Annotated in this window: 20 protein-coding genes and 1 pseudogene; 12 read left to right on the forward strand and 9 right to left on the reverse strand. The window is 73.1% G+C overall.

Annotated elements, in window-relative coordinates:
- Window positions 1-238 precede the first annotated feature (238 nt).
- The 3 genes from KME80_RS42840 to KME80_RS42850 all read left to right on the forward strand — a co-directional run bounded on the left by KME80_RS42840 (window position 239) and on the right by KME80_RS42850 (window position 2,476).
- Window positions 239-913: a response regulator transcription factor gene (locus KME80_RS42840; RefSeq protein WP_219517285.1), complete on the forward strand. Its 675-nt coding sequence runs from the start codon at window positions 239-241 to the stop codon at window positions 911-913.
- 7 nt (window positions 914-920) lie between these two features.
- Entirely contained in the window at window positions 921-2,249 is a 1,329-nt protein-coding gene (locus tag KME80_RS42845; RefSeq protein WP_219517286.1) for a sensor histidine kinase, read from the forward strand.
- Between the two features lie 68 nt (window positions 2,250-2,317).
- Window positions 2,318-2,476: a hypothetical protein gene (locus KME80_RS42850; RefSeq protein ID WP_219517287.1), complete on the forward strand. Its 159-nt coding sequence runs from the start codon at window positions 2,318-2,320 to the stop codon at window positions 2,474-2,476.
- Between the two features lie 10 nt (window positions 2,477-2,486).
- Here the strand turns inward: KME80_RS42850 and KME80_RS42855 are convergent, their stop codons facing one another.
- Both KME80_RS42855 and KME80_RS42860 read right to left on the reverse strand, forming a co-directional pair.
- Window positions 2,487-5,489: an AfsR/SARP family transcriptional regulator gene (locus KME80_RS42855; protein WP_219517289.1), complete on the reverse strand. Its 3,003-nt coding sequence runs from the start codon at window positions 5,487-5,489 to the stop codon at window positions 2,487-2,489.
- A gap of 79 nt (window positions 5,490-5,568) precedes the next feature.
- Entirely contained in the window at window positions 5,569-6,438 is an 870-nt protein-coding gene (locus tag KME80_RS42860; RefSeq protein WP_219517291.1) for a LysR family transcriptional regulator, read from the reverse strand.
- A gap of 200 nt (window positions 6,439-6,638) precedes the next feature.
- Here KME80_RS42860 and KME80_RS53015 point away from each other — a divergent pair, with 200 nt between their 5' ends.
- Both KME80_RS53015 and KME80_RS53020 read left to right on the forward strand, forming a co-directional pair.
- The gene (locus KME80_RS53015; protein ID WP_308126163.1) at window positions 6,639-8,174 is read left to right on the forward strand and encodes a neutral zinc metallopeptidase; all 1,536 of its coding nucleotides are present in this window, start codon (window positions 6,639-6,641) and stop codon (window positions 8,172-8,174) included.
- A 901-nt stretch (window positions 8,175-9,075) separates the two neighbouring features.
- A complete protein-coding gene (locus KME80_RS53020; RefSeq protein WP_308126164.1) occupies window positions 9,076-10,509 on the forward strand; it encodes an LCP family protein in 1,434 nt (477 codons plus the stop codon).
- A gap of 122 nt (window positions 10,510-10,631) precedes the next feature.
- On the opposite strand, the gene KME80_RS42875 is transcribed toward KME80_RS53020, so the two are convergent.
- Entirely contained in the window at window positions 10,632-11,240 is a 609-nt protein-coding gene (locus KME80_RS42875; protein ID WP_246646696.1) for a flavodoxin family protein, read from the reverse strand.
- A gap of 209 nt (window positions 11,241-11,449) precedes the next feature.
- On the opposite strand from KME80_RS42875, the gene KME80_RS42880 reads away from it, so the two are divergent.
- On the forward strand, window positions 11,450-12,367 hold the full coding sequence (locus KME80_RS42880; protein WP_219517293.1) for an AraC family transcriptional regulator: 918 nt from the start codon (window positions 11,450-11,452) through the stop codon (window positions 12,365-12,367).
- A 151-nt stretch (window positions 12,368-12,518) separates the two neighbouring features.
- On the opposite strand, the gene KME80_RS42885 is transcribed toward KME80_RS42880, so the two are convergent.
- Window positions 12,519-13,211: a glycoside hydrolase family 25 protein gene (locus KME80_RS42885; protein WP_219517295.1), complete on the reverse strand. Its 693-nt coding sequence runs from the start codon at window positions 13,209-13,211 to the stop codon at window positions 12,519-12,521.
- A gap of 267 nt (window positions 13,212-13,478) precedes the next feature.
- The gene (locus tag KME80_RS52345; RefSeq protein ID WP_219517296.1) at window positions 13,479-15,515 is read right to left on the reverse strand and encodes a spermidine synthase; all 2,037 of its coding nucleotides are present in this window, start codon (window positions 15,513-15,515) and stop codon (window positions 13,479-13,481) included.
- A 176-nt stretch (window positions 15,516-15,691) separates the two neighbouring features.
- Here KME80_RS52345 and KME80_RS42895 point away from each other — a divergent pair, with 176 nt between their 5' ends.
- On the forward strand, window positions 15,692-17,050 hold the full coding sequence (locus tag KME80_RS42895; RefSeq protein ID WP_219517297.1) for a S8 family serine peptidase: 1,359 nt from the start codon (window positions 15,692-15,694) through the stop codon (window positions 17,048-17,050).
- 7 nt (window positions 17,051-17,057) lie between these two features.
- Here KME80_RS42895 and KME80_RS42900 read toward each other — a convergent pair whose 3' ends face one another.
- Together KME80_RS42900 and KME80_RS42905 are read right to left on the reverse strand one after the other, a co-directional pair.
- Window positions 17,058-17,780, reverse strand: coding sequence for an ABC transporter permease (locus KME80_RS42900; RefSeq protein ID WP_219517298.1), 723 nt, complete (start codon window positions 17,778-17,780; stop codon window positions 17,058-17,060).
- Window positions 17,780-18,520, reverse strand: a complete 741-nt coding sequence (locus KME80_RS42905) for an ABC transporter ATP-binding protein (protein ID WP_219517299.1) — start codon at window positions 18,518-18,520, stop codon at window positions 17,780-17,782. Before KME80_RS42905 ends, KME80_RS42900 begins: the two co-directional genes overlap by 1 nt.
- Window positions 18,521-18,587: 67 nt before the next feature.
- Here KME80_RS42905 and KME80_RS42910 point away from each other — a divergent pair, with 67 nt between their 5' ends.
- On the forward strand, window positions 18,588-19,190 hold the full coding sequence (locus tag KME80_RS42910; protein ID WP_219517300.1) for a TetR/AcrR family transcriptional regulator: 603 nt from the start codon (window positions 18,588-18,590) through the stop codon (window positions 19,188-19,190).
- Here KME80_RS42910 and KME80_RS42915 read toward each other — a convergent pair.
- The gene (locus KME80_RS42915) at window positions 19,187-19,510 is read right to left on the reverse strand and encodes a DUF4190 domain-containing protein (protein ID WP_219517301.1); all 324 of its coding nucleotides are present in this window, start codon (window positions 19,508-19,510) and stop codon (window positions 19,187-19,189) included. The two genes, KME80_RS42910 and KME80_RS42915, sit on opposite strands and share 4 nt — an antisense overlap.
- A gap of 86 nt (window positions 19,511-19,596) precedes the next feature.
- On the opposite strand from KME80_RS42915, the gene KME80_RS42920 reads away from it, so the two are divergent.
- Window positions 19,597-20,061 carry a nitroreductase family deazaflavin-dependent oxidoreductase gene (locus KME80_RS42920; RefSeq protein WP_219517302.1) on the forward strand — a complete coding sequence of 155 codons (465 nt, stop codon included), beginning with the start codon at window positions 19,597-19,599 and terminating at the stop codon, window positions 20,059-20,061.
- A gap of 55 nt (window positions 20,062-20,116) precedes the next feature.
- Entirely contained in the window at window positions 20,117-20,914 is a 798-nt protein-coding gene (locus KME80_RS42925; protein WP_219517303.1) for an ion transporter, read from the forward strand.
- Window positions 20,915-20,937: 23 nt separating this feature from the next.
- On the opposite strand, the gene rpsD is transcribed toward KME80_RS42925, so the two are convergent.
- Window positions 20,938-21,552 (reverse strand): 30S ribosomal protein S4, encoded by a 615-nt coding sequence (gene rpsD / locus KME80_RS42930; protein WP_219517313.1) that lies wholly within the window; start codon window positions 21,550-21,552, stop codon window positions 20,938-20,940.
- Between the two features lie 77 nt (window positions 21,553-21,629).
- Between rpsD and KME80_RS42935 the strand changes: the two genes are divergently transcribed.
- Together KME80_RS42935 and KME80_RS42940 are read left to right on the forward strand one after the other, a co-directional pair.
- Complete coding sequence (locus KME80_RS42935) at window positions 21,630-22,331, forward strand: DUF2470 domain-containing protein (RefSeq protein ID WP_219517305.1); 702 nt, start codon at window positions 21,630-21,632, stop codon at window positions 22,329-22,331.
- A 73-nt stretch (window positions 22,332-22,404) separates the two neighbouring features.
- Window positions 22,405-22,786, forward strand: a pseudogene (locus KME80_RS42940) (hypothetical protein); the annotation flags it as partial.

Raw genomic sequence — 22,786 nt, forward strand, 5'->3', positions numbered from 1 at the left:
CACGGGGTCGCCGCTCACCGCGGCGACGACCGGACCGGCGCCGATCGCGGCCCCGATCACGGCAGCAGCCGCGATCGGCACTCCCCACCTCACGAACGTGCCTCTTCGCATCTCACTCCTTAACGGTATGTCGATGCCGCCAGCCTGTGTGATGCATCCTTAGGCGAGCCTGAGACGAGCTGAGATCCCTCTCAGCCTTCTCAGCCGGGTCTCAGGGGGAGGACGGGAGAATCGCCGCATGAGAGTTCTGGTCGTCGAGGACGAGAGGCGGATGGCCGCCGCCCTCCAGCGGGGGCTGCAGGCCGAGGGATTCGCCGTGGACCTCGCCCACGACGGCGAGCAGGGCCTGCACCAGGCCAGGAACGGCGACTACGACGTGGTCGTGCTCGACATCATGCTGCCCCGGCTGTCCGGCTACAACGTGTGCAAGCAGTTGCGCGCGGAGGAGAACTGGGTGCCGATCCTCATGCTGTCGGCCAAGGACGGCGAGTACGACATGGCCGACGGCCTCGACCTGGGCGCCGACGACTACCTGACCAAGCCGTTCTCGTACGTGGTGCTCGTGGCCAGGCTGCGGGCGCTGCTGCGGCGCGACGCCGGGCGGCGGCCCGCCGTGCTGTCGGCCGGCGACCTGACGCTCGACCCGGCCCGCCGCCGGGTGCTGCGCGGCGAGACGCAGGTGGAGCTGACGCCGCGCGAGTTCGCGCTGCTGGAGTTCCTGCTGCGCAGGCGGGAGGAGGTCGTGTCGAAGGCGGAGATCCTGGAGCACGTGTGGGACACCTTCGACACCGACCCGAACGTGGTCGAGGTGTACGTCGGCTACCTGCGGCGCAAGATCGACGTCCCGTTCGGCAGGAACGCGCTGCAGACCGTGCGCGGCGCGGGCTACCGGCTGGCCGGCGACGGTGGCTGAGAGCCCGATGACGTGGTGGCGGCGGCAGGGGCTGCGCTTCCGCCTCACCGCCGTGGCCGCCGCGGTGCTCGCGCTGGCGCTGGCCGTGTCGGCGTCGGTGCTGCTCAGCGTGCTCGACCGGGCGCTCGTCTCCACGGTGGACGACTCGACCAGGCAGCAGGCGCAGACCGTCCGGGTGCACGCCGACGCCGGCACCCTGACCAGCCCGATCACCACCCACGACGGCACCATCGTGCAGGTGCTCGACGCGGACGAGCGCATCACGCACGTCACCTACGGCGCCGACCGGCTGGTGCCGCTGCTGGGCGCCGCCGCCCGGCGGGAGGCTCTGGCGGGCGGGCAGGCGGTGTTCGTCGACGGCCGGCCGTACGCGATCCCGGGGCCGCTGCGCGTGGTGGTGCTGCGCGCCGACCGGGGCCAGACCGTGATCGCGGCCAGGCCGGTCGCGGAGATCCAGACCAGCATCGGCACGGCCGGCCGGGTGCTGCTCGTCGGCACGCCGCTGCTCGTGGTGCTGCTGGCCGTGGCGAGCTGGATGATCATCGGCAGGACGCTGCGGCCCATCAGCGCGCTGCGGCGCGGCGCCGCCGACATCACCCACACCGCCCGGTCGCGGCGGCTGCCGGTGCCCGAGTCGCGCGACGAGGTGCACTCGCTGGCCACCACGCTCAACGACATGCTGGGGCGGCTGGAGGAGGCCGAGCAGCGGCAGCGGGCGCTGGTGTCCGACGCCGCGCACGAGCTGCGCAGCCCGCTGGCCAGCATCCGGCTGCAGCTGGAGGTGGCGCTCGGCCATCCCGAGGGCCAGGACTGGCGGGAGACGGCCGAGGGGGTGCTGGAGGACACGCTGCGGCTGCACCGGCTGGCCGAGGACCTGCTGGCGCTGGCCCGGCTGGACGAGCGCGGCGGCGTGCCCGGCCGCCGCGAGCCGGTCGACCTCGACGAGGTGGTGCGGCAGTGCGCCGAGCGCTACGGCGAGGTACGGCTGACCGCGTGCGACCCGGTCGTGGTGCGGGGCGACGCCCTCGACCTGAGCCGGGTGCTGACGAACCTCATCGACAACGCCGTGCGGCACACCGCGTCCAAGGTCGAGGTGGCGCTGACGTCCGACGGCACGCTCACCGTCACCGACGACGGGCCCGGCATCCCGGAGGAGGACCGGGAGCGGGTGTTCAACCGGTTCACCCGGCTCGACTCCGGGCGCAGCCGCGACGAGGGCGGCGCGGGGCTCGGGCTGGCGATCGTGCGCGAGACCGTGCGCGCGCACGGCGGCACCGTGCACCTGGAGGACGCCGGGCCGGGGCTGCGGGCCGTGGTGTGGCTGCCGCGCGGCTGAAACCCCGTAAAGCGCGTCGAAAGCGGCGCTCCCTAGAGTCCTCGCGACTCATCACGGAGGTGCTTCACATGCGCAGAATCGTCATCGTCGCCGCCCTGGCGGCCGCCGTCGCCGCGGGCCTCGCCACGCCGGCCCAGGCCGTCCACTCCGACGGGCCGTGCCAGCCCGAGATCCCCAGCTCGTGCGACATGACGTGGACCGGCGACCCGGCCAAGCCGGGCGTCTGACCGGGGGTGATCAGCGGGCGAGGGCCTGGGCGGCTCTCGCCCGCCAGCGCTCGGCGCCCATGCCGGCGAACAGCTCGTGCGCCGTACGCAGGTGCTCGGCCGCCTCCGGGTCGCCCCGCCCGCCCAGCAGCAGCCCCAGCGAGAGACCGGCGCGGCCCTGGATGTGCCGCTCGCCCAGCCGGACCGCCAGGGCCAGCGCCTGGCGCAGCGTCGCCTCCGCCTGCTCGGACTCACCCAGCGCCGCCTGCGCCTCCCCCAGCCCGTGCAGCACGTACACCTCGCCGATCCGGTCGTGCACGGCGCCCACGATCGCCGCCGCCCGGGCGAACGACTCCTTCGCCGCCGCAGCGTCGCCCCGGCGCAGCGCCAGCTCGGCGATCCTGGTCAGCGTCTGCGCCTCGCCGCGCGGCACGCCCTCCGCCCGGAACGTCGCCAGGGCCCGCTCCAGCAGCGGCTCCGCCTCGCCCGGCCGGTCGCCCTCCAGGTGCACGGCGGCCACGTTCACCAGCACGTGCGCCTCGGCGGCCCGGTCGCCGACGGCCCGCAGCAGCGGCAGCGCCTCGGCGTAGCGGGCCAGCGCCACCTCCCCCCGGCCGCCCACCCGCTCGACCAGCGCCAGGTTGCGCAGCGCCAGCGCGCGGCCCTGGATCTCCCCGATGTCGCCGAACAGCCGGATGGCGTCACGCAGCAGCGGCCCGGCCTCGGTGTAGCGCTGCTCGAACAGCAGCAGCGAGCTCAGCGAGTAGACCATGGCGGCCTCGCCCCTGGCGTTGCCCGCCGCCACGCACGCCCGCCTGGCGTGCTCGGTGACCGACCGCCAGTCGTCGAAGTGCCCGTACGCCTCGAACAGGGTGACGGCGGTCATGGCCAGGTTCCAGCACAGCTCGTCCAGGCCGTGGGCGCCCGCCTGGCGCACCGCCGCCAGCAGGACGGCGCGCTCCTCGTCCAGCCACGGCAGCGGCTGCTCGCCGATCAGCTCGTCGGCCAGCTCGGCGGTGACGGCGGAGGTGGCGGTGCCCTTGCCGCGCAGCATCGTGAAGAAGCCGCCGTAGTGGCGCTCGTGCACCCGCTCGGCGAGGGCCAGCAGGGCGGTGCAGGCCCGCTCGACCGTCATGGCCCGCTGCTCGCGGGTCTCCTCCGCGTGGGCGCGTTCCTCGGCGAAGGCGCGTACGAGATCGTGCATGCCGTAGCGGCCCCCGGCGGTCCGGCGCAGCAGCGAGGCGTCGGTCAGCTCCGCCAGCGGGCCCGACACCCCGTCGGCCGGGTCGGCGTCGCACAGCGCGGCGGCCAGCCACGGCGCGACCTGGGGGCAGCCCAGCAGGCCGATCCGGCGGAACAGCAGGCGGGCGCGCGGCGACAGGGCGGCGTAGCTGACGTCGAGGCTGGCGCGGACCTCCACGTCGCCGTGCGTGAGCGCGTCGAGCGCGGTGCGCGAGTCGGCGAGCTGCGCGACCAGCGTCTCCACCCGCCAGCGGGGGCGGGCGGCGAGCCGGGCGCCCGCGATGCGCAGCGCCAGCGGCAGGCCGCCGCACTGCTGCGCCAGCGTGCGGACCGCGTCCGGCTCGCGGGCGGCGCGGGCGGGGCCGATGTCCTGGACGATCAGGTCGGCCGCGTGCCGCTCGCCCAGCACGTCCAGCCGCAGCACCTGTCTGCCGGGCAGGCCGACCGGCCGCTCCCGCGTCGTCACCAGGGCGGCGCACGGGGCCGCGCCCGGCAGCAGCGGCCACACCCCCGGGCTGGGGCCGGCGTTGTCGAGCACGACCAGCAGCCTGCTGCCCGCCACCGTCGAGCGGAACAGCGCGCTGCGCTCCTCCAGTCCCCGGGGCAGCGACGTCAGCCCGAGCGCCCGCAGGAACCGGCCCAGCACGTCGGCCGGCTGCAGTTCCCCGGCGCGCAGGTCGATGTAGAGCTGGCCGTCGGGGAAGTCGGCGGCGGCCCGGTGCGCGGCGTGCAGCGCCAGCTCGCTCTTGCCGACGCCGGCCCGGCCGACGATCGCGGCCAGCGGCAGCGCGCTCCCGCCGGGGCGCAGCATCGCGGCGACGCGCTCCAGCTCGGCGTCCCTGCCGGACAGCGGCGAGAACACGGGCGGCAGCTGCCTCGGCACCGGCGGCAGCCCGCGCCCGCCCGCCGCCTCGTCGCCGGGCTCGTACTCCTCGCGGGACTCCTCATCGGGCTGCTCGGGCGCGCCGTCGTCCGGGGGTACGGGCGCGTCGCCGGGGCGGGGGGCGCCGGGGAGGCGGACGGCGGGGCGGCCCGGCGCGGTGTCGTAGCCGAGCGCGAGAGAGGCGTCCTGGTTGAGGATCGCCAGCTCCAGTCGGCGCAGCTCGTCGCCGGGTTCGAGGCCGAGCGTGTCGAGGAGCATGCCGCGGTAGTCGCGGAAGGCGTCGAGCGCCTCGGCCTGGCGTCCGGACCGGTAGAGGGCGAGCATGAGCTGGCCGTGCGGCCGCTCGCGCAGCGGGTGGTCCTGGACCATCCGCCGCAGCTCCCCCACGAGCTGCTGGTGGCGGCCCAGCTCCAGGTCGAGGTCGGCCAGCCGCTCGCGGGCCAGCAGCCGCCGCTCCTCCAGGTCGTGCGCGACCGGCAGGAGCAGGTCGCTCTCGACGTCGGCGAGCGCGGGCCCGCGCCACAGGGCGAGCGCCTCGCGCAGCGTCGCGGCGGCCCGCTCGGCGTCCTCCTCCTGCGCCCGCGCCACGAGCGCGTCGAAGTCGGCCAGGTCGAGGCTGCCCGGCCCGACCTTCAGCAGGTAGCCGGGCGGCCGGGTCAGCAGCACCTGGAAGGGCTGGACGGTGTCGTCCAGAGCCCTGCGGAGCTGGAACACCCGGATCTGGATCTGGTTGCGCGCGGTGCCGGGCGGCGCGTGCCCCCAGGCCGCCTCGATCAGCCGGTCGAGCGGCACGATCCGGTTGGCCTCCAGCAGGAGCAGCGCCATGACGACGCGTTGCAGGCCTCCCCCGAGGTGCAGCTCGCCCCCATCGCGTTCGATGACGAGCGGGCCGAGAATCCTGAAGCGCATGTATCCCTCCGCTGAGATGCTCTCAGCCGGGGTTTGCACTTTTCTTGCCGATCGCCAACAGCCCGGGGCCGGGGCGCCGTCAGGCGGCGGTGCCCTTCTCCGCCGTCATCAGGAAGTCCTGGGCGATCAGCGGCAGGCGGCGCCGGGCGTGCACGACGGCGATGACGCGGCGCACGGCGGGCTCCAGGGAGCGGACCACGAGGCCGGCTCTGCTGGCCTGCTCGGCCATCCCGCGATACCACAGCAGGGACGCCTGACCGGCGCGTACGGCGTTGAGCCAGCCGTTGCGCTCGTCGGTCTCCAGGACGACGCGGGGGCTGACCGCGTACTTGCCGAACATGGCGTCGAGCTCGCGGCGGCGGACGCTGCCGCGGGCGGGCAGGGCCAGGCGCATGCCGTCGAGCCGGCGCATGGGCACGGGGTTGGGCAGTTCGAGGCCGGGCGGGGAGATCAGCACGATCTCCTGGCGTTCGAGGGGGTGGGTGACGAGGTCGCCGGGCACCGGCAGGTCCGTCAGGCCGAGGTCGGCCCGCTGGTCCCTGATGGCGCTCACCACGGCGTCGCGGCCGTCGCAGCGGACGATGTGCACGCGGACGCCGGGATGCTCGGCGGCGTAGGCGGGCAGCAGCCGCCCCGCGAGGCCCGGCTCCAGGCTCGGGGTGGAGGCGATGCGCAGCTCCGCCTCCCCGCCGCCGCCGTGGCCGGCGAGGCCCTCGATCTCGCGGACGGCGTCGAGCGCCTCCCGCGCCAGTTTCACCACCCGGCGGCCCTGCGCCGTGACCACCACGCCGCGCCCGGAGCGGGCGAAGAGCGTCAGGCCGAGCTCCCGCTCAAGATCCCGGATCGCACGGGAAAGCGCAGGTTGTGCGATGTAAAGCGACTTGGCCGCATCGGTCATGGTGCGGTGCTCCGCAGTCGCGACCACATAGCGGAGCTGCTGGAGGTTCATGGCAAAGAAGCTAGGACAACGGCCGCCGCGGAGTGCGGGACATAGCGGAGATCACCTCGAATGATTTCGGACTGTAACCGAGTGCTGCTACATCCGTGACGGGTGATAAATCAGTATGCTTCTGCCCCAAATTTGGCAAAGCCCCGGGACGTGACCCAGCAAGTCACGCATTCCGGACAAGCGACTCAAGGGGCAACACGGTGACAGGCAACGGGCAGTACCCTCCCCCGCCCCAGGGGCCAGGACAGCCCCAGCGGCCACCCTCGCGCCCGTGGCCCCCGCCGGGCTATGGGCAGCCGCCGCAGCGGCCCCCGCAGGAGCCGCCGTACCCGCCCCAGGGGCAGCCGCCCGCGCACCCGTACCCGGGCGCGCCGGGGCCCGGCACCCCGTATCCCCAGCCGCCCCATCCGGGGCAGCCGCCGCATCCCGGGCCGCCGCCCGGGAGCCCGTACCCGGGACAGCACGGCAGCCCGTACCCGCAGCAGGCCCCTCCCCAGGGCCCGCCGCACGGGATGCCGCAGGGGCCGCAGCACGGGATGCCGCAGGGGCCGCCGCCGGGGCACGGGTATCCGCCGCCGCCGCAGGGGGCGCCCTGGCAGCAGCCGCCTCCGCCTCCGCCACCCCCGCCGGGGCACGGGCCGTACGGGAACTGGCAGCCGCCGCGCCGCAAGTCCGGCATCGGCGTGGCCGGGGTCGTCGGGGGCGTGTTCGGCGCGGTGGCGGGGCTGTTCCTGCTGATCGTCATCGGGGCGGCGCTGTTCGGCGGGTCGGGCTCGCGTTCGGAGTCGACGACGCCGGTCGCGATCCCGACGGCGTCCCCGTACGAGCCCCGCGAGAACCGGACGCGGGAGCCGTCCCGGGAACCCACCCAGGAGCCCACCGAGCAGACCACCCAGGAGCCCACGGAGCAGCCCACCGAGCAGCCCACCCGCAGGCCGACGGAGACGCCGACGCGGGACGACGAGCCGGACACCACGGTCGAGCCGCCCCGCCAGGTCACGCTGAACCGGAGCCTGAAGAACAACACCATGTACCGGGCGGGCGCGCTGCCGAGGATGGCGTGCCGGGCGGGCAACGCGAGCATCTTCAGCCACAGCCAGCTCAAGTCGCTGATCCTCAGGACGAGCAAGTGCATGGACCGGGCGTGGGGCCAGATCCTCAGCAAGCAGGGCATCCCGTTCCGGCCGCCGAACTACGCGATCGCGTCAGGGCGCGGCAGGGGCGCGTGCGGGGACTATCCGCAGCCGGGGAGCATGGTGCCGTACTACTGCCCGCGCAACAGCACCATCTACGCCTCGACCTCGGCCATGGCCAAGGGGAACGGCAACGCGCGCGGCTACGGCCAGATCATCTCCTGGCATGGCGGGATCATCAGCATGATGGCCCACGAGTACGGACATCACGTGCAGAACATCACCGGCCTGATGGACTCGTGGTGGGCGCAGACGCTGGACTCGTCGAGCAACAGCGGCAAGCTCGCGCTCAGCCGGCGCCTGGAGCTCCAGGCAACGTGTTTCGGCGGGATGTGGATGCGTTCGGTGGCGGCCAGCTACCCGATCAACACGGCCCGCCGGGGGGAGCTGTTCTGGTTCTACGGCCAGGTGGGCGACTATCCCGGCTACCCGCGTGACCACGGCTCCCGGGCCAACAACCAGCGGTGGTTCCGGCAGGGCTGGGAGAAGAGCCAGGCGTACCAGTGCAACACCTGGGTGATGCCTTCCTCGGCGACGTCATGAGGTCACATGGCGTTCATCTCAGCTTGGGCACATGTCTTTGATGTCCATATATGGCAGCTAGAATCCTGGCAATCTTGTGCCAATGGGGGGCAAACCCACGGGTTCTGCCTGGTAGGCGTGTGAAGGAGCCGGTGTGAGCAATCGGGATGGGTCAGGCGCCGCGCCCGGGGGTGGCAGGAAACGGCGTACCCCTCGCCGCTCCCGTCCCGCCGCCGGCCAGTCGCCCGACGCCCCCCAAGACCCGGCCCGCCCTCCCCTGAACCCCGCCGGAGACGCGAACGCCGCCGCCGAGGGCCGCACGGGCCGCGCCAGAGCCCCCCGCGGCGGCGACACGCCGCCCCCGGCCCGGCGAGCCCCCCAAAGCCCCACCGGCCCCGGGAACCCTCCCGCAGGGCCCGGCAACCCGCCCCCCGGCCCCGGCCCCACCCCGGGCGGTCCGGCTGCGGGACGGGACGACACCCCACGCGGCCGGGGCGACACACCACAAGGCCGGGACGACGCCGCCCGCAGCCGGAGTGAGGCGCCGCCCGAGCAGGGTGAGACGCCCGCCAGGCGGGGCAGGACGCCTTCCGGGAGGACCGGATCTGCCTCCGGGAGAGGCGGAGCGGCCTCCGGCAGGGCCGGGACCCGTCCCGGACGCGGCAGGGGCCAGGCAGGCCGCGGCAGAGGCGGCGCCGGCGACCCGAACGCGGACCCGGCCGGCCCGGACGGGACCGGCCGGCACGGCCAGGACGAGGCCGCGGGCCGGGGCGGCGCGGGTGCGCGGCAGGGCGCGGCGGGCGCGTTCTCGCGGATCGGCGGCGGCCTGCGCGGTGGCTCACGGGGGGGCTCACGGGGAGGCTCGCGGACGGGCGGCGGCGGGAGCGCGCCGCAGTTCGCCAAGCCGCTCTCGCTGGGCGGCGTGCTCGGCTGGACGCTGCTGTCGGCCGTCCTGCCCGGTGCCGCCCACCTGCGCACCGGGCGCCGCCGCACCGGCCTGATCCTGGTCTCCTCGTACGCGGTGCTGCTGCTGGCCCTGCTGGCCTTCGGCCTGGTGGTGTGGAACGACCCCACCGCGGCCACCAGGTTCGCCTCCCCCGGCTGGCTCCTCACGCTGACGATCGTCTCCGGCGCGTGCGCGCTCGCGTGGTTCGCCCTCGTCGCCTTCTCGTACGCCGCCCTGCGCCCCGCCAGGCTGGACCGGCAGGGTCAGATCATCTCCGGCATCCTGGTCGGCGTGCTGTGCGTGGCGGTCATGGTGCCGTTCGGGTACGGGGCCAACGGGGTCCAGGAGACGAAGAACACGATCACGCACATCTTCCGCCCCGCCTCCAGCGACCCGGACGGGCAGCCGGTCAAGGAGGAGGACCCGTGGAACGGCAAGGACCGGGTCAACTTCCTCCTCATCGGCGGTGACGCGGCCGGCAACCGGACCGGCATGCGTACCGACAGCATGAACGTCGCCAGCGTGCACATCCCGACGGGCAACACGGTGCTGTTCAGCCTGCCGCGCAACCTGCAGCACGTGCGTTTCCCCCCGACGTCGCCGCTGCGCAAGGTGTTCCCCAACGGCTACATGGCCGAGCTGCGCGGCGGCGGCCTGCTCAACGAGGTCTGGCAGTACGCCAACGACCACCCGGAGCAGGCCGGGGGCAAGAACAAGGGTCCGCGCGCGCTGATGGACGCCATCGGCTACACGCTCGGCCTGAAGATCGACTACTACGCGCTGATGAACATGTACGGCTTCGCCGACCTGGTGGACGCCATCGGCGGCCTGAAGATCCGCGTCGAGCACGACGTGCCGTGGGGCGGCACGTTCGGCACGGCGGGCACGATCAAGGCGGGCTACCGGACGCTGACGGGCGAGCAGGCGCTGTGGTACGGCCGGTCCCGGGTGGGCAGCGACGACTTCTCCCGCATGGGCCGCCAGCGCTGCGTCATCGGCGCGTTCGCCCAGCAGGCGACGCCGGACAAGATCCTGGCCAACTTCACCAAGATCGCCGGTGCGGCCCGGCGGATGGCGGAGACGAACATCCCGCAGGAGCTGCTGCCGCCGCTGCTGAACCTGGGGCTCAAGGTCAAGGACGCGCGGATCAGCAGCCTGCAGTTCGTGCCGCCGGGGTACTGGCCGGGCAGCCCGGACTGGGCGAAGATCCGCAAGGCGACGGACCGGGCGATCAAGGCGTCGACGCGGCCGGCCCGCCGCGCCCAGGCCGCGGACGTGGCCGCCTCCCCCGGCGCCCCGGCGGTCACCCCGACCCCGTCGCAGTCGGTCACGGCCAAGCCGTCGCAGACGCCCACGCGCAACAACCAGAAGGCGGAGGCGCAGTCCCTGGAGGAGCTGTGCGGCTTCTAGCGCCGAACCGGCCCCCGGCCTGACACCGGGGGCCGCGCGGCCTGCCACCGGGGCCCGAGCTCAGGCTCGCGGCCTGACGGCGAGGCCCGGGCCGGCACCGGGGCTCAGGGCCGGTCGTCGCGTCAGGCGGCGGACGCGACGCGGAGTCCGGCCGTTACAAGAGACGCCTGGCGGGCGACACGGGCGCCGAGATGCTCGGCGGTGGCGACATCAGCGGGGTGAACGGTGTCGACACCGCCGTCCAGCGGGGTCTGAGCTCCGGCACCGCCCCAGAAGCCAAGGCGGTTGAGGTCGTTCTCGGAGGCGGTGGTGGAGTTCCAGCCGGGGGCAAGGCCGAGACTGATCCACAGCATGCGGTGCTGGGCGGCGAAAGTGGCAAAGAAGGCGAGCGTGCCGGCCTTGTCGCCGTAGATGGAGGCGGAGTTGGTGAAGCCGGCGGCGAGCTTGTCAGCCCAGCGGCCTTCCGAGAAGCGGCGGCTGGTGGCTTCGGCGAACGCGTGGAACTTGGCAGACGCGCTGCCCATATAGGTGGGTGAGCCGAAGACGATCGCGTCGGCATCGTCCAATTGCTGCCACTGTTCGTCTCGAATGGTGTCCACCGGGATGAGGCTGACGTCGGCGCCGGCGCCTGCCGCGCCCCGCCGGACGGCCTCGGCGAGGACGGCGGTGTGCCCGTATCCGGAGTGGAAGGCGACGGCAACCGAGGGAGCCGGGGCAATGAACTCAGGCAAGTCAACTCCAGTGGTGTGGATGTGGGCCGGATGCTGTGGTGGACAGATGACGGGTGATGTTCCCGGCCTGCGGAGGGACCGTGGCCGATCGCTTCGGGCCCCGTCCTCTGCCCACGTGCTGCCCGTGTGCTGTTCACGCTACGGCGGCTGGTCAGGACGGAAGAACGTTAATCGTCTTGCTTTTATGACTGAACGTCTAGGATTGCGAGATGGATGCCCTCGATGATGTCCTGGCGGCGGGAGCTGTCGAGGACTCGCGGTTCGTGAGCGTGGAGGCCCGTGGAGCCTGGGGGATCTCCTTCAAGTCGCCCGGCGCCTCGTACGTGATGATGATCAAAAGCGGGCGCTGCTGGTGGCAGCCGGACACGGGCGCCGCCCCGGAGCTGCTCGCCCCTGGCATCTGCTTTCTGGTCCGGGCCGGCTCCGAGTTCATCCTCGCGGACGAGCCGGGGCGATCCCTGGTCAGCTGCGAGAGCCTTCTGGCGGCCGGACGGGGACCTTCCGTGCGTCACGGCACAACGGGACCGGCGACGGAGATCGTCTCAGCCCGGTTGTCCTTCGACACGAGTGTCGCCGAACCGCTACTGGAAGTGCTGCCTCCTGTGCTGCGGCTCGATCCCGACAACTCGGCCGGTGACGCATTGCGCTCCACCTTCAAGCTGCTGGAACAGGAGCGGATTCTCTCCGGTTTCGGTGCCGAGTTTCTCATGAGCCGCCTGGCGGATGCCCTCTTCGTGTACGCCCTTCGCACCTATGTCTCGTCGCCCGCCAAGAGCTCATCCGGATGGCTGTCCGCTCTCAGCGACCCGCAGCTCGAGCCGGCACTGCGGGACCTGCACTCCGATCTTGCGCATCCGTGGACGGTGGGGGCACTCGCGTGCAGAGCCGGGATGTCGCGGGCGGCGTTCGCCGTAGCGTTCAAACGAAAGACAGGCGAATCACCCATCAGCTACCTCACCTACTGGCGCATGCACCGGGCCAAAACGCTGTTGCGTGACACCGAGGCGAGTCTGCAGCAGATCGCCCATGCGATCGGATATGACACCGACGCCGCTTTCAGCCGAGCGTTCCGCCGGCACGAGGGCATGGCACCCGGCACATGGCGACGCCGCCGGGCCGGTAACTAGGGACGGTTCGGGAGGTGGATCAGGTGAGTGATCCACTTCTGGGATGATCTTTGCCTGGACCGCGACCGGAAGGCCGCGGACGCCGAAGAGCGGCCGCGCGTCGCGCGGCCGCTCTCTCAGGGGGCGGATGGTACGGGTCCCGGCCCGGGGGTCACTTCGCCGGGCGGCCCAGGGCGCGGAGCTGGTCGACGGTCAGCGCCGAGACGTTCTGGTCCACCGGGTCGTCGGAGTACTGGTGGATGGCCCAGGACTTCCAGTCGGCGGGCGGCGTGACGGTGCCCTTGGCCTTGCCGTAGTTGGCGACCCAGAGCGGGTACGCGCCCAGCCCGGCGCCGTGCTCCTCGGCGAAGGACTGGCTGCTGTAGAACAGCGGCGTGACGCCGGTCTTGGCCTTCACGTGCGCCAGCCACTTCTTGGCCCAGGCGTTGACGTGCGCGGACGGCATGTCGTCGGTGACCTCGAGGTCGAGGGCGAGCAGGTCGCCGGCCTTGGCGGGCTGGCTGTCGACCGCCGCGAGGAAGAAGTCCGCCTCGGCGATGGGGTCGTTGGCGGGGTGCCCGAAGTGGTAGGCGCCGCGGACAAGCTTGTTCTTGTCCATTTCCTTCCAGTGGCGGGCGAAGGTCGGGTCCTTGAAGTCGACGCCCTCGGTGGCCTTCACGATGCCGAAGTCGGCGCCGCTGGCGGCCCAGTCGTGCGCGGGCTGGTAGTTGGAGACGTCCTGCCCGTAGGGGAGGTCGGCGGGGACGGCCATGGCGGGGCCGGCGATGCCCACGGCCGTCACGGCGGTGGCCATGGCCAGCAGCGCGCTCTTGCGGAACTTGCGCAGGTTGCTGGTGATGGTCATGCGGTATTTCCTCCTGGATGTGGACAGCATGCGTCCGCGTGGACACGCGGAGCTACTGCGGGACACCTCGACGGGGCGCGTGGGCCACTGCGGAAGAAGAGGTGCTGGATGATCGAGCCGCCGGGGTCGCTCGGTCACCGGGGACATCGCCGCGCGGAGCCGGACTCATGGGCGCTCAGGTGGTTACAACCACGAGGCTACCCCAAACATTCCCAAAAGCCCAGGTCAAGCCATAAGTGCCCGGGCAAACCCGGCCCCGTGGGGGTTTCAGGCCAGTGCCCGGCGGGGCAACAGGGCGAACGCGCCGAGGTAAAGGACGGCGGCCACGATGAGCAGCCCCTGATAACCGATGACGAGCGCGAGGTATTCCAGGCAGCCGCCCACCATGGCGCCCAGGAGGTTGGCGCCGAAGGAGGTGGTGGCGTCGGCGGAGTCGGCGAACCGCTTGGCGAACACCACGTTGGCCGCGAAGATCGGCAGGAACGCGACGGTCACGGCGACGAGGGCGCGCAGCGGCAGCGGGAGCGACAGCAGCCACTGGTTGGGCACGAGCCAGGCGAGCACGAGCCCGCCGAGCAGCACCGCGTACATGACTGGCAGGGGTGGGGTGCGGAAGCGGCGGGTCACCTCGACGGCGGCGAGCACGGCGACGAGCACGCCGGCGAAGACGATGGCGTTGACCACCCAGGTGGTGCCGAACAGCAGCGCGAACCCGGTCACGCTCTTGGTCTCCAGCAGCAGGAACGCCACGCCGAGCAGGAACAGGTCGGCGTACGGGCGCATCCGGCGGTAGGGGCCGGCGACGAGGCGGACGGCGAGCAGGCTGACGATGAGGATGAGGCAGAGGGTGATGATGTAGATCGGCGGGATCGTGCGGTCCTTCAGGTAGAGGAAGGGCCGGTCGTCGTCGGCGGGCGGCGGGCTGGTGGCGGCGGCGCCGGGCCATTCGACGCCGCAGCGCTGGGCGGCGGGGGTGTCGCCGGCGGTGATGACGGCCTGCTGGCCGCGGATGCTGACCACGTCGACGCAGGGCTTGTGGCCGAAGGCGCTCTGCACGGTGCTGGCGAGCCGGTCGACGAGCCAGGTCTCGCGGTAGAAGTTGTACATGGAGAAGGCGCCGCCGGGCTTGAGGTGCTCGCGGGCGGCCCGCATGGCCTCCACGGTGAACAGGTAGCTCTCCAGCCGCAGCGAGCTGGCCCCCGACACGAGCGTGAGGGAGTCGGGCAGCGCGAACAGGATGAGGTCGTACTTCTTGCTCGTGTGCTCCAGGAAGGCGCGCCCGTCGGTGACGTGGGTGGTGACGCGCGGGTCGGAGTAGGGGCGGTCGGGGTGCACGGAGCCGCCGAGCTCGCGCAGCTTGGGGTCGATCTCGACGGCGTCGACGTGCTTGGCGCCCTTGAGCAGCGCGATGGCGACGTCGGTGCCGCTGCCCGCGCCCACGATGAGCACGTCGTCGGGCGCGGCGGCGGCCCGCTGGTAGGGCAGCCCGTACTGGCCCTCCCACTGCAGGCGGGCGACGGCGGGCGAGGCGAGCTGGTGCGGGATGCCGTTGACGGCGATGTCGGTGGCGGGGACGCCGAGCACCTGCATCGCCCGGGTGGTGACCTTGTAGTAGGGCGACCAGACGGCGCCGGCGGTGAGCGTCTCGGCGAGCAGCAGGCCGACGACGGCCAGCGAGGGGACGACGACGAGGGCCGCGTAGGGCAGGCGGGGGCGGGGCACGAGCAGGATCGCGTAGCAGACGGCGGCGATCAGGCCCCAGAACACCGGCGGCGCGCTGAGGAACGACAGCGCGGTGAAGGCGGCGATGCCGGTGAGGCTGCCGATCAGGTCGTAGCGGTAGGCCTCCAGCCGGGGCAGCTCGGGGAAGCAGCGGCCGACCAGCTCGGCGGGGCCCATGAGGATGACGGCGGCGGCGCAGAAGATGACCGGGAGGATGGCCCAGGCGGGCGGGCCGGTGGTGCCGAGGCTGGTCCAGTAGAGGACGCCCTCGGTCTGCCGGTCGACGGTGACCGGGAAGGTGAGGACGACGAGCACCAGGCCGAACAGCACGAGCGGCGAGTAGTAGGGCTGGCGGCGGGAGCGGCCGACGCGCAGGAAGCCCAGGCCGATGCCGAGGAACGAGCCGAGCAGCACGAAGTTGGTGAAGTAGCTCAGGTGGACGATGTTGGAGCCGGTCCACCGGATCAGGGCCAGCTCCAGGAAGAGCATGAAGGCGCTGGCGAGGATGAGCCTCGGGCGCACCGCCAGCCAGTGGTCGCTGGTGCCGCCGCCGTCGACCGCCTTCTGCGCCTGGAGCGTCATGCTGACTCACGGTAGTGAACGATCGTCCCGGACGGAAGCCTGAAAGGCCGAGAACAATCTTCGTGTACTAAGCGGCTTTTACGGCGTTTTAGCAGGTCAAGTCACGGTGGACGTGGCGCGGCGGATGCAGGAATGTGGAAAGGTTCGCTTCGTCAGACCCCCCGGTGGTGACTCTCATGCGTGTGCTCATCCAGCTTCGCCCCTCACCCGATCTGGTCGCGGCCGTCGCCGATCCCGGTCGGCGCGCCACGACCGCCGACGTCGCCGACGGCCTGCCCGGTGTCGAGCTCGACACCGAGTTCACCCCCGTGGCGCTGCCCCGGCCCGTGCCCGCCACGGGCGGCGACCCGCTCTCGCTCAACCAGCCGCTGCGCTTCTCGCTGGCCGCCGAGGACGCCTCGGTGCTGGTGCGCGGCACGATCTCCGACGACGAGCGCGCCACCCGGATGGCGCTGCTGCCGACGCTGCGGCCCGACGTCGTCGGGGTGTTCGCCGACCCGGTCATCGAGTCCTCGCCGCTGTGCGGCGGCGACCGCCCCTCCGGCACCTGGCACGACGTGGAGCGGCTGCTCAACGTGCCGAGCCTGCACGCCGAGGGCCTCGACGGCGCGAACGTGCCCCTGGCCGTGCTCGACACGGGCATCAACCTCGCCCACCTCACCCGGCGGCTCGGCCGCCCGGTCGCGCTCGACGCCGAGCGGAGCTGGCGCCCGGCGGGGGTGCCCGACAGGCCGGGCGAGTCGGAGGTCGACCACGGCACCATGTGCGCGTTCGACGCGCTCCTCGGGGCGCCGCAGGCGCGGCTGCTCGACCTCCCGCTGCTGCGCTCCACCCGGCCGGGCGGCTCGGCGCTCGACGGGCTGCTGTCCGACGCGGTGGCGGCGTTCGCGCACCTGCGCACGGTGATCGACGCGCAGCCCGCCGGGTCCAAGGCGCTGGTGGTGAACAACTCGTGGGGGTCGTTCTCCCCCGAGTGGGACTTCCCCGTGGGGCATCCGGGCAACTACTCCGACAACGGGGCGCACCCGTTCAACCTGATGATCGCGAGCCTCGACGCGGCGGGCGCCGACGTGGTGTTCGCGGCGGGCAACTGCGGGCGCGAGTGCCCCGACAGCCGGTGCGCCTACACCGAGCGGCCGATCTCGGGCGGCAACTCCCACCCGAAGGCGCTGTCGGTCGGCGGCGTCGACGTCAACGGCGTCCGGGTCGGCTACTCCTCCCAGGGGCCGGGGCGGCTGACCGCGCGCAAGCCCGACGTGTGCGCCTACACGCACTTCGACGGGTCCGCCGCGTTCGGCGACGGCACCCCCGACTCGGGCACGTCGGCGGCGGCGCCGGTGGCTGCGGGCCTGGTCGCGGCGGTGCGCACCCTGTGGCCCGCCACCCGGCTGTCGCCGTCGCAGCTGCGCGCGCTGCTGCGGCGCACCGCCGAGGACCGCAGCGAGGTGGGGTTCGACTACGGCTACGGCTACGGGATCGTCGACCCGGCGGGCGTGCTCGCCTCGCTGCGCCGCCGGGCCAGGAGCGCGGCCTGATCCCCCGTCAGGCGGCCCGCTCGCCGAAGACCCGCGTGCCCACCAGCAGGCCGATCGCGGCGAACGCGACCGCCACGGCCACGCCGGTGACCACCGTGGCGGAGGCGTAGCGGCCGGCGAACAGCTCGCGCAGGGCCTCCAGCACGTAACGGAACGGGCTGGCGTGCGACAGGGCGTCCAGCCAGCCCGGCGCCATCGACATGGGCAGGAACGAGCCCGACAGCAGCACGAGCGGCACCACGGCCGTGCTCATCACGGGCGCGAACAGGTGCTCGTCCATCGTGAGCGCGATCGCGTACGACAGCGCGGCCAGCCCGGTCCCGAGCACGACGACGAGCGCGAGGCCCGCCGCCAGGCCGGCGAGCGGGGCGCGCATGCCGAAGGCGTAGCCGGCGGCGACCAGCAGAAGCGTCTGCGCGACGAGCGTGACCGCGTTGCCGAGCACCCGGCCGAGCAGCAGCGACAGGCGGCTCGCCGGGGTGACGCGCAGCCGCTCCAGCACGCCCGAGCGCCGGTCGAAGACCACGCCGAAGCCGGCCAGGCCGGTGCTCGTCAGCCCGAGCTGCACGATCAGCCCGGGGACGAGCGTCTCCCAGGTGCCGATCGTGACGAAGATCGGCCCGAACAGCAGGAGGAACAGCAGCGGCTGGACGGCGCCGAACAGCACCCCGGCCTTCTGCCGCAGGCTCGCCCGCACGCTGTGGCGGAACAGGATCCAGGTGTCGCGCATCAGACGCCCGCCTCCTCGGCCGGCGGCCTGCCGGTGACGTCCAGGAACACCTCGTCCAGCGTGCGCCCGCCGGTCTTGAGCGCGGCCGGGGCGCCCTCGGCGACGACGCGGCCGTGGTCCATGATCAGCAGCCGGTCGCAGAGGGCGTCGGCCTCGTCGAGGTAGTGGGTGGTGAGGAAGACCGTGACGCCGCGCTCGGCGCGCAGCGTGCGGACGTGGTCCCACAGCGCGGCCCGGCTCCGCGGGTCGAGCCCGGTCGTCGGCTCGTCCAGGAACAGCAGCACGGGCCGGTGCGCCAGCGCGAACGCGATGTCGAAGCGGCGCCGCTGCCCGCCGGACAGCGCGCCGCCCGGCCTGTCCTCCAGCCCGGTCAGGCCGAGCAGCGCCAGCGACTCGGCGGTCCCGGCCGCCGCCTCGGCCCGGCTGAGCCCGTACAGCATGGCCTGGAGCAGCAGTTCCTCGCGCAGGGGGGCGGCGGGGTCGACGCCGCCGGTCTGCGAGACGTAGCCGACGCGGCGGCGCACCTCGCGCGGGTCGGCCAGCAGGTCGTGGCCGGCCACGACGGCGGTGCCCGAGGTGGGCCCGAGCAGGGTGGTGAGCATGCGCATGGCCGTGGTCTTGCCGGCGCCGTTGGGGCCGAGGAAGCCGACGATCTCGCCGGGTTCCACGGACATGGTCAGGTCGGCGACGGCTGTCGCGCCGCCGTCGAAGGTCTTCGTCAGACCGATCGTGTTGATCACTTCATCGCCTCCAAAATTAGAGTAACCACAAATTTGGAGTCACTGCAATTTGGGTACGATGGCGGGCATGGGGTTGCGGGAGCGGAAGAAGCGCGAGACCCGGCAGCGCATCGCGGACGTGGCGATGGGGCTGTTCGCGGCGCGCGGGTTCGACAGCGTGACCGTGGCCGAGGTGGCGCGGGCCGCCGACGTGTCGGTCAACACGGTGTTCAACTACTTCCCGGCCAAGGAGGACCTGTTCCTCGACCGGCGCGACTGGACCGAGGGCAGGCCGGAGGAGGTCGCGCGGCGGCGCGAGCCGGGCGAGAGCGTGGTGCGGGCGTTCCGGCGCGACGTGCTCGACGCGATCGCCACGCGGAGCTGGCGCTACGGCTTCAACGAGGGGGCCGAGGTGTTCGACGCGCTGGTGCGCGCCAGCCCGTCGCTGCTGGCCCGCATCCGCGAGATCCAGGACGAGCGCGAGGAGGCGCTGGCGGCGGCGCTCGATCGCGACGGGGACGACGTCACGCCGCGGGTGGTCGCCGCGCAGATCCTCGGCGCGACCCGCGCGCTGTCCGGCTACGCGGTGCGCCGGATGGCCGCCGGTGAGCCGTGGAGCGTGATCGAGCCCGCGCTGAAGGAGCAGACCGAGCGGGCGTTCGACCTGCTGGAACGGGGCCTGGGCGGTTAGAGGGAGCTGGAGACGCCGCCGAGCAGCGCCATGCCGCCGAAGAAGACGAACATGATGGCGTAGAGGCCGACGACCGCCAGCATGAGGCAGGTGCTGACGATCCCGCAGATGCGGCCCGCCTGGATCATGCCGCGGTTCTCGTAGACGTAGCCGCTGGAGTCGATCTCACGCAGCGCCTTGGTGCCCATGTTCCAGGCGAACGGGCCGAGGATCGCGCAGACCACCAGGCTCAGGATGCCCAGCACCAGGATCGTGGTGCCGTTGGGATGGGTCTGCGGCGGCGGGCCGTAATAGGAAGGGCCGTAGTTGGGATAGGACATCGGCGCTCCCCCGTCGGCTGGCGAATAGGCAGGATTTATACCACAGAGCGAGACGGCGCCGCAGGTGATCAAGCTAGACTCCGCGCATGATCAAGGCCCTCTCCCAGAAGCTCGCCGGCTCCGCCTGGTTCTCCCAGGCCGGGCCGCGGCTGATGCGCGCGTTCGACCCGGTGGCGCGCAGGCTCGCGGGCAGCCGCATGACCGAGCGCGGGCGCATCCCCGCCCTGCTGCTGACCACGACCGGGGCCAAGTCGGGGCTGCCGCGCGCCGTCCCGCTGGCCTGCCTGCCGGAGCCCGGCGGCGCGCTGCTGGTCGTCGGCAGCAACTTCGGCGGCCCCCGCCACCCGGCGTGGACGGCCAACCTGCTGGCCCGGCCGCAGGCCACGGTCCGCTTCGGCGGGCGCGAGTTCCCGGTCACCGCGTCGCTGCTGACCGGCGCGGAGCGGGCGGAGGCGTGGCCGCGGCTGGTCGCCCACCAGGCCGTGTACGCGCGCTACACCGAGCGGTCGGGGCGGGAGTTGCGGGTGTTCCGGTTGATTCCTACGGATTGATCGTTTTGCGGGAAGATGGGCGGGACCGCCGCCGTCCCCCGAGGAGCAGCACCCCGTGCGTGAACGCACCCGCGCCGTCCTGGCGCACCGGCGTTTCCAGCGCTTCATCGTCGCCGTCATCCTGATCAACGCGGCCACGCTCGGCCTGGAGACGGTGCCGTCCGTCGTGGCGGGGTACGGCGGCCTGCTCACCGCCGTCGACCACGTGGCGCTCTACATCTTCGTGGCGGAGCTCGCGGCCAAGGTGTACGTCGAGCGCGCGGACTTCCCGCGCGACCCGTGGAACATCTTCGACACCGTGATCGTCGCCATCGCCCTCGCGCCCGCCACGGGCGGCCTGTCGGTGCTGCGCTCGCTGCGCATCCTGCGCGCGCTGCGCCTGCTGTCGGTGGTGCCCAGCCTGCGGCGGGTCGTCTCGGCCCTGCTGCGCGCCATGCCCGGGATGAGCTCGATCGTGCTGCTGCTCTCCCTCGTCCTGTACGTGGCCGCCGTCCTGGCCACCAAGCTGTACGGGAACACCGCGCCGGAACGGTTCGGCACGCTGCCCACGTCGCTGTTCACGCTCTTCCAGACGATGACGGGCGACGACTGGGGCAACATCGCCCGGGAGGTGATGACCCGTCACCCCACGGCGTGGATCTTCTTCACGATCTTCATCCTGGTCTGCACGTTCGTGGTGCTCAACCTGTTCATGGCGGTCGTGGTGAGCGCCATGGACGAGGAGTCGGCCGCCGAGCTGGCCGAGCTGGAGGACGTCTCGGCGGCCTCCACGCAGCGCATCCTGGACGAGCTGACGGCGCTGCGCCAGGAGGTGGCCGAGCTGCGCGGCCGGCTCACGCCGGACCGCGGCTAGACCGGCCCGGCGCGGCAGGCGCGTCAGCGGGAGTAGAACTCGACGACGAGCTGCTCGTCGACCGGGACGGCGATCTGCTCACGTTCGGGGCGGGAGACCAGCGTGAACGTGAGGTTCGCCAGGTCCGCCGACAGGTAGGCGGCGGTCCGCTCGTCGGCGTGCACGCCCTCGGCGGCGGCGACGAACGGCTGCATCCGGCGCGAGCGCTCGCGCACCGAGACGACCTGGCCCGGCTTGACCAGGTAGCTGGGGATGTCGACCTTGCGGCCGTCGACGGCGATGTGGCCGTGCGCGATGTACTGGCGGGCGGCGTAGATCGACGGCGCGAGCCCGGACCGCAGCACGAGCGAGGCCAGCCTGGTCTCCAGGATCGTGACCAGCTCGGCGCCCGAGGCGCCCGGCTTGCGGACGGCCAGATCCCAGTAGCGGCGCAGCTGCCGCTCCGACACGTCGTAGTACCAGCGCAGCTTCTGCTTCTCCATCAGCCGCAGCCCGTAGTCGCCGCTGCTGCGGCGGTTGGTCTTGCGGCCGTGCTCGCCCGGCGGGTAGGGGCGCTGCTCGAAGTAGCGGACGGCTTTCCTGGTCAGCGGCACGCCCGCACGACGTGACAGTCGCACCTTGGGACCGGTGTAGCGCACGTTCACCTCAATGTGGTTAGGTAGTCCTTACTTAGGTGAGCCTAACCTACTATTCAGTGTGATCTCAAGGAGGCGTCATGCTCCCGATCCCGGAGCGGATCCGCACCCTCGCCGCGACCGCCAGCGTCGCCCGGCTGTCCGTCGACGGCGCCCCCTCCCCCGCCCGCGGCGGCGTGGACGAGCGTGGCCGCCCGGTGCTCCTGGTCCGCCCCGGCGAGGCGCTGCACGGGCTGCGCGACGACGCCGTGGTGGCCGTGAACCTGACCTCGATGCGCCGCCTGGGCGACGTCGAGCACCCGCGCGGCCTGCTGGAGGTGCAGGGATGGGCGCAGCCCGTGCCCGAGCGCGAGGCCCGCGCGGCGGCGGTCGCGGTGGCGGCCGCCGACCCGGACGAGGCCCTGTTCGACGCCCTTGAGCAGTACGGCAGGCCCGGCGCGCCCCGGCTGCTGCGGCTGGACGTGGGCCAGGTCGTCTACCTGACGGGCCAGGAGTCGGGCGTGCTCGACGCCGACGAGTACCTGGACGCCCGGCCCGACCCGCTGGCGGAGACGGCCGAGCGGGTGCTCGCGCACGTCAACGCCTGCCACCGGCCGCAGCTCGCCAGCGGCGTGTCACGGCAGCTCGGCGAGCCGGCCGCCGACGTGTGGCTGTGGGAGCTCGACGCCTTCGGCGCCACCGTACGGGCCGACGGGGCGCTCATCCGCTTCCCCTGGCCCGCCCCGGCGTCCGGCGTCCGCGCCCTGGAGACGGCGCTGAACGGGCTGCTGTGCGCCTGCTGATCGAGTGCGTACTTGATCACGATTGTCACGTACGGGCACTGCCGGCCCCCAGGCGTGACTATCATCTGCCCCTGTGGGACAGACGGAACGGCGCGGGCGAGCCCTGCAGATCGCCGCGGCGCTGACCGGGACGGTCATGGTCGCGCTCGCGGGCGTCCTGGCGGGCGGCGGGCTGACCGGCGCCTCGCTCACCCAGGCGGGCATGCCCGACCTCGGCGGCGACGTCCCGGCGCACCGGAGCGGGATGCTCGTGTCGGTGCCCACGCGGGTCCCGGCGGCGCAGCCGACGCGGCGCGCCCCGGCCGGCAGCACGCCGCCCCACGCCCGCGTGGCGGCCACGCCCGCCTCGCCCGACGCCGGCCCCACCGAGCGGGTCCCGGCGCGGGTGCGCCGCTCCGGCGAGCCGACCCGGCGGCCGTCCCCCCGCCCCCCGGCCCCGCCCCCCGCCCCCCGCC

The organism is Nonomuraea ceibae, from assembly GCF_019396325.1.
Lineage (GTDB): Bacteria > Actinomycetota > Actinomycetes > Streptosporangiales > Streptosporangiaceae > Nonomuraea > Nonomuraea ceibae.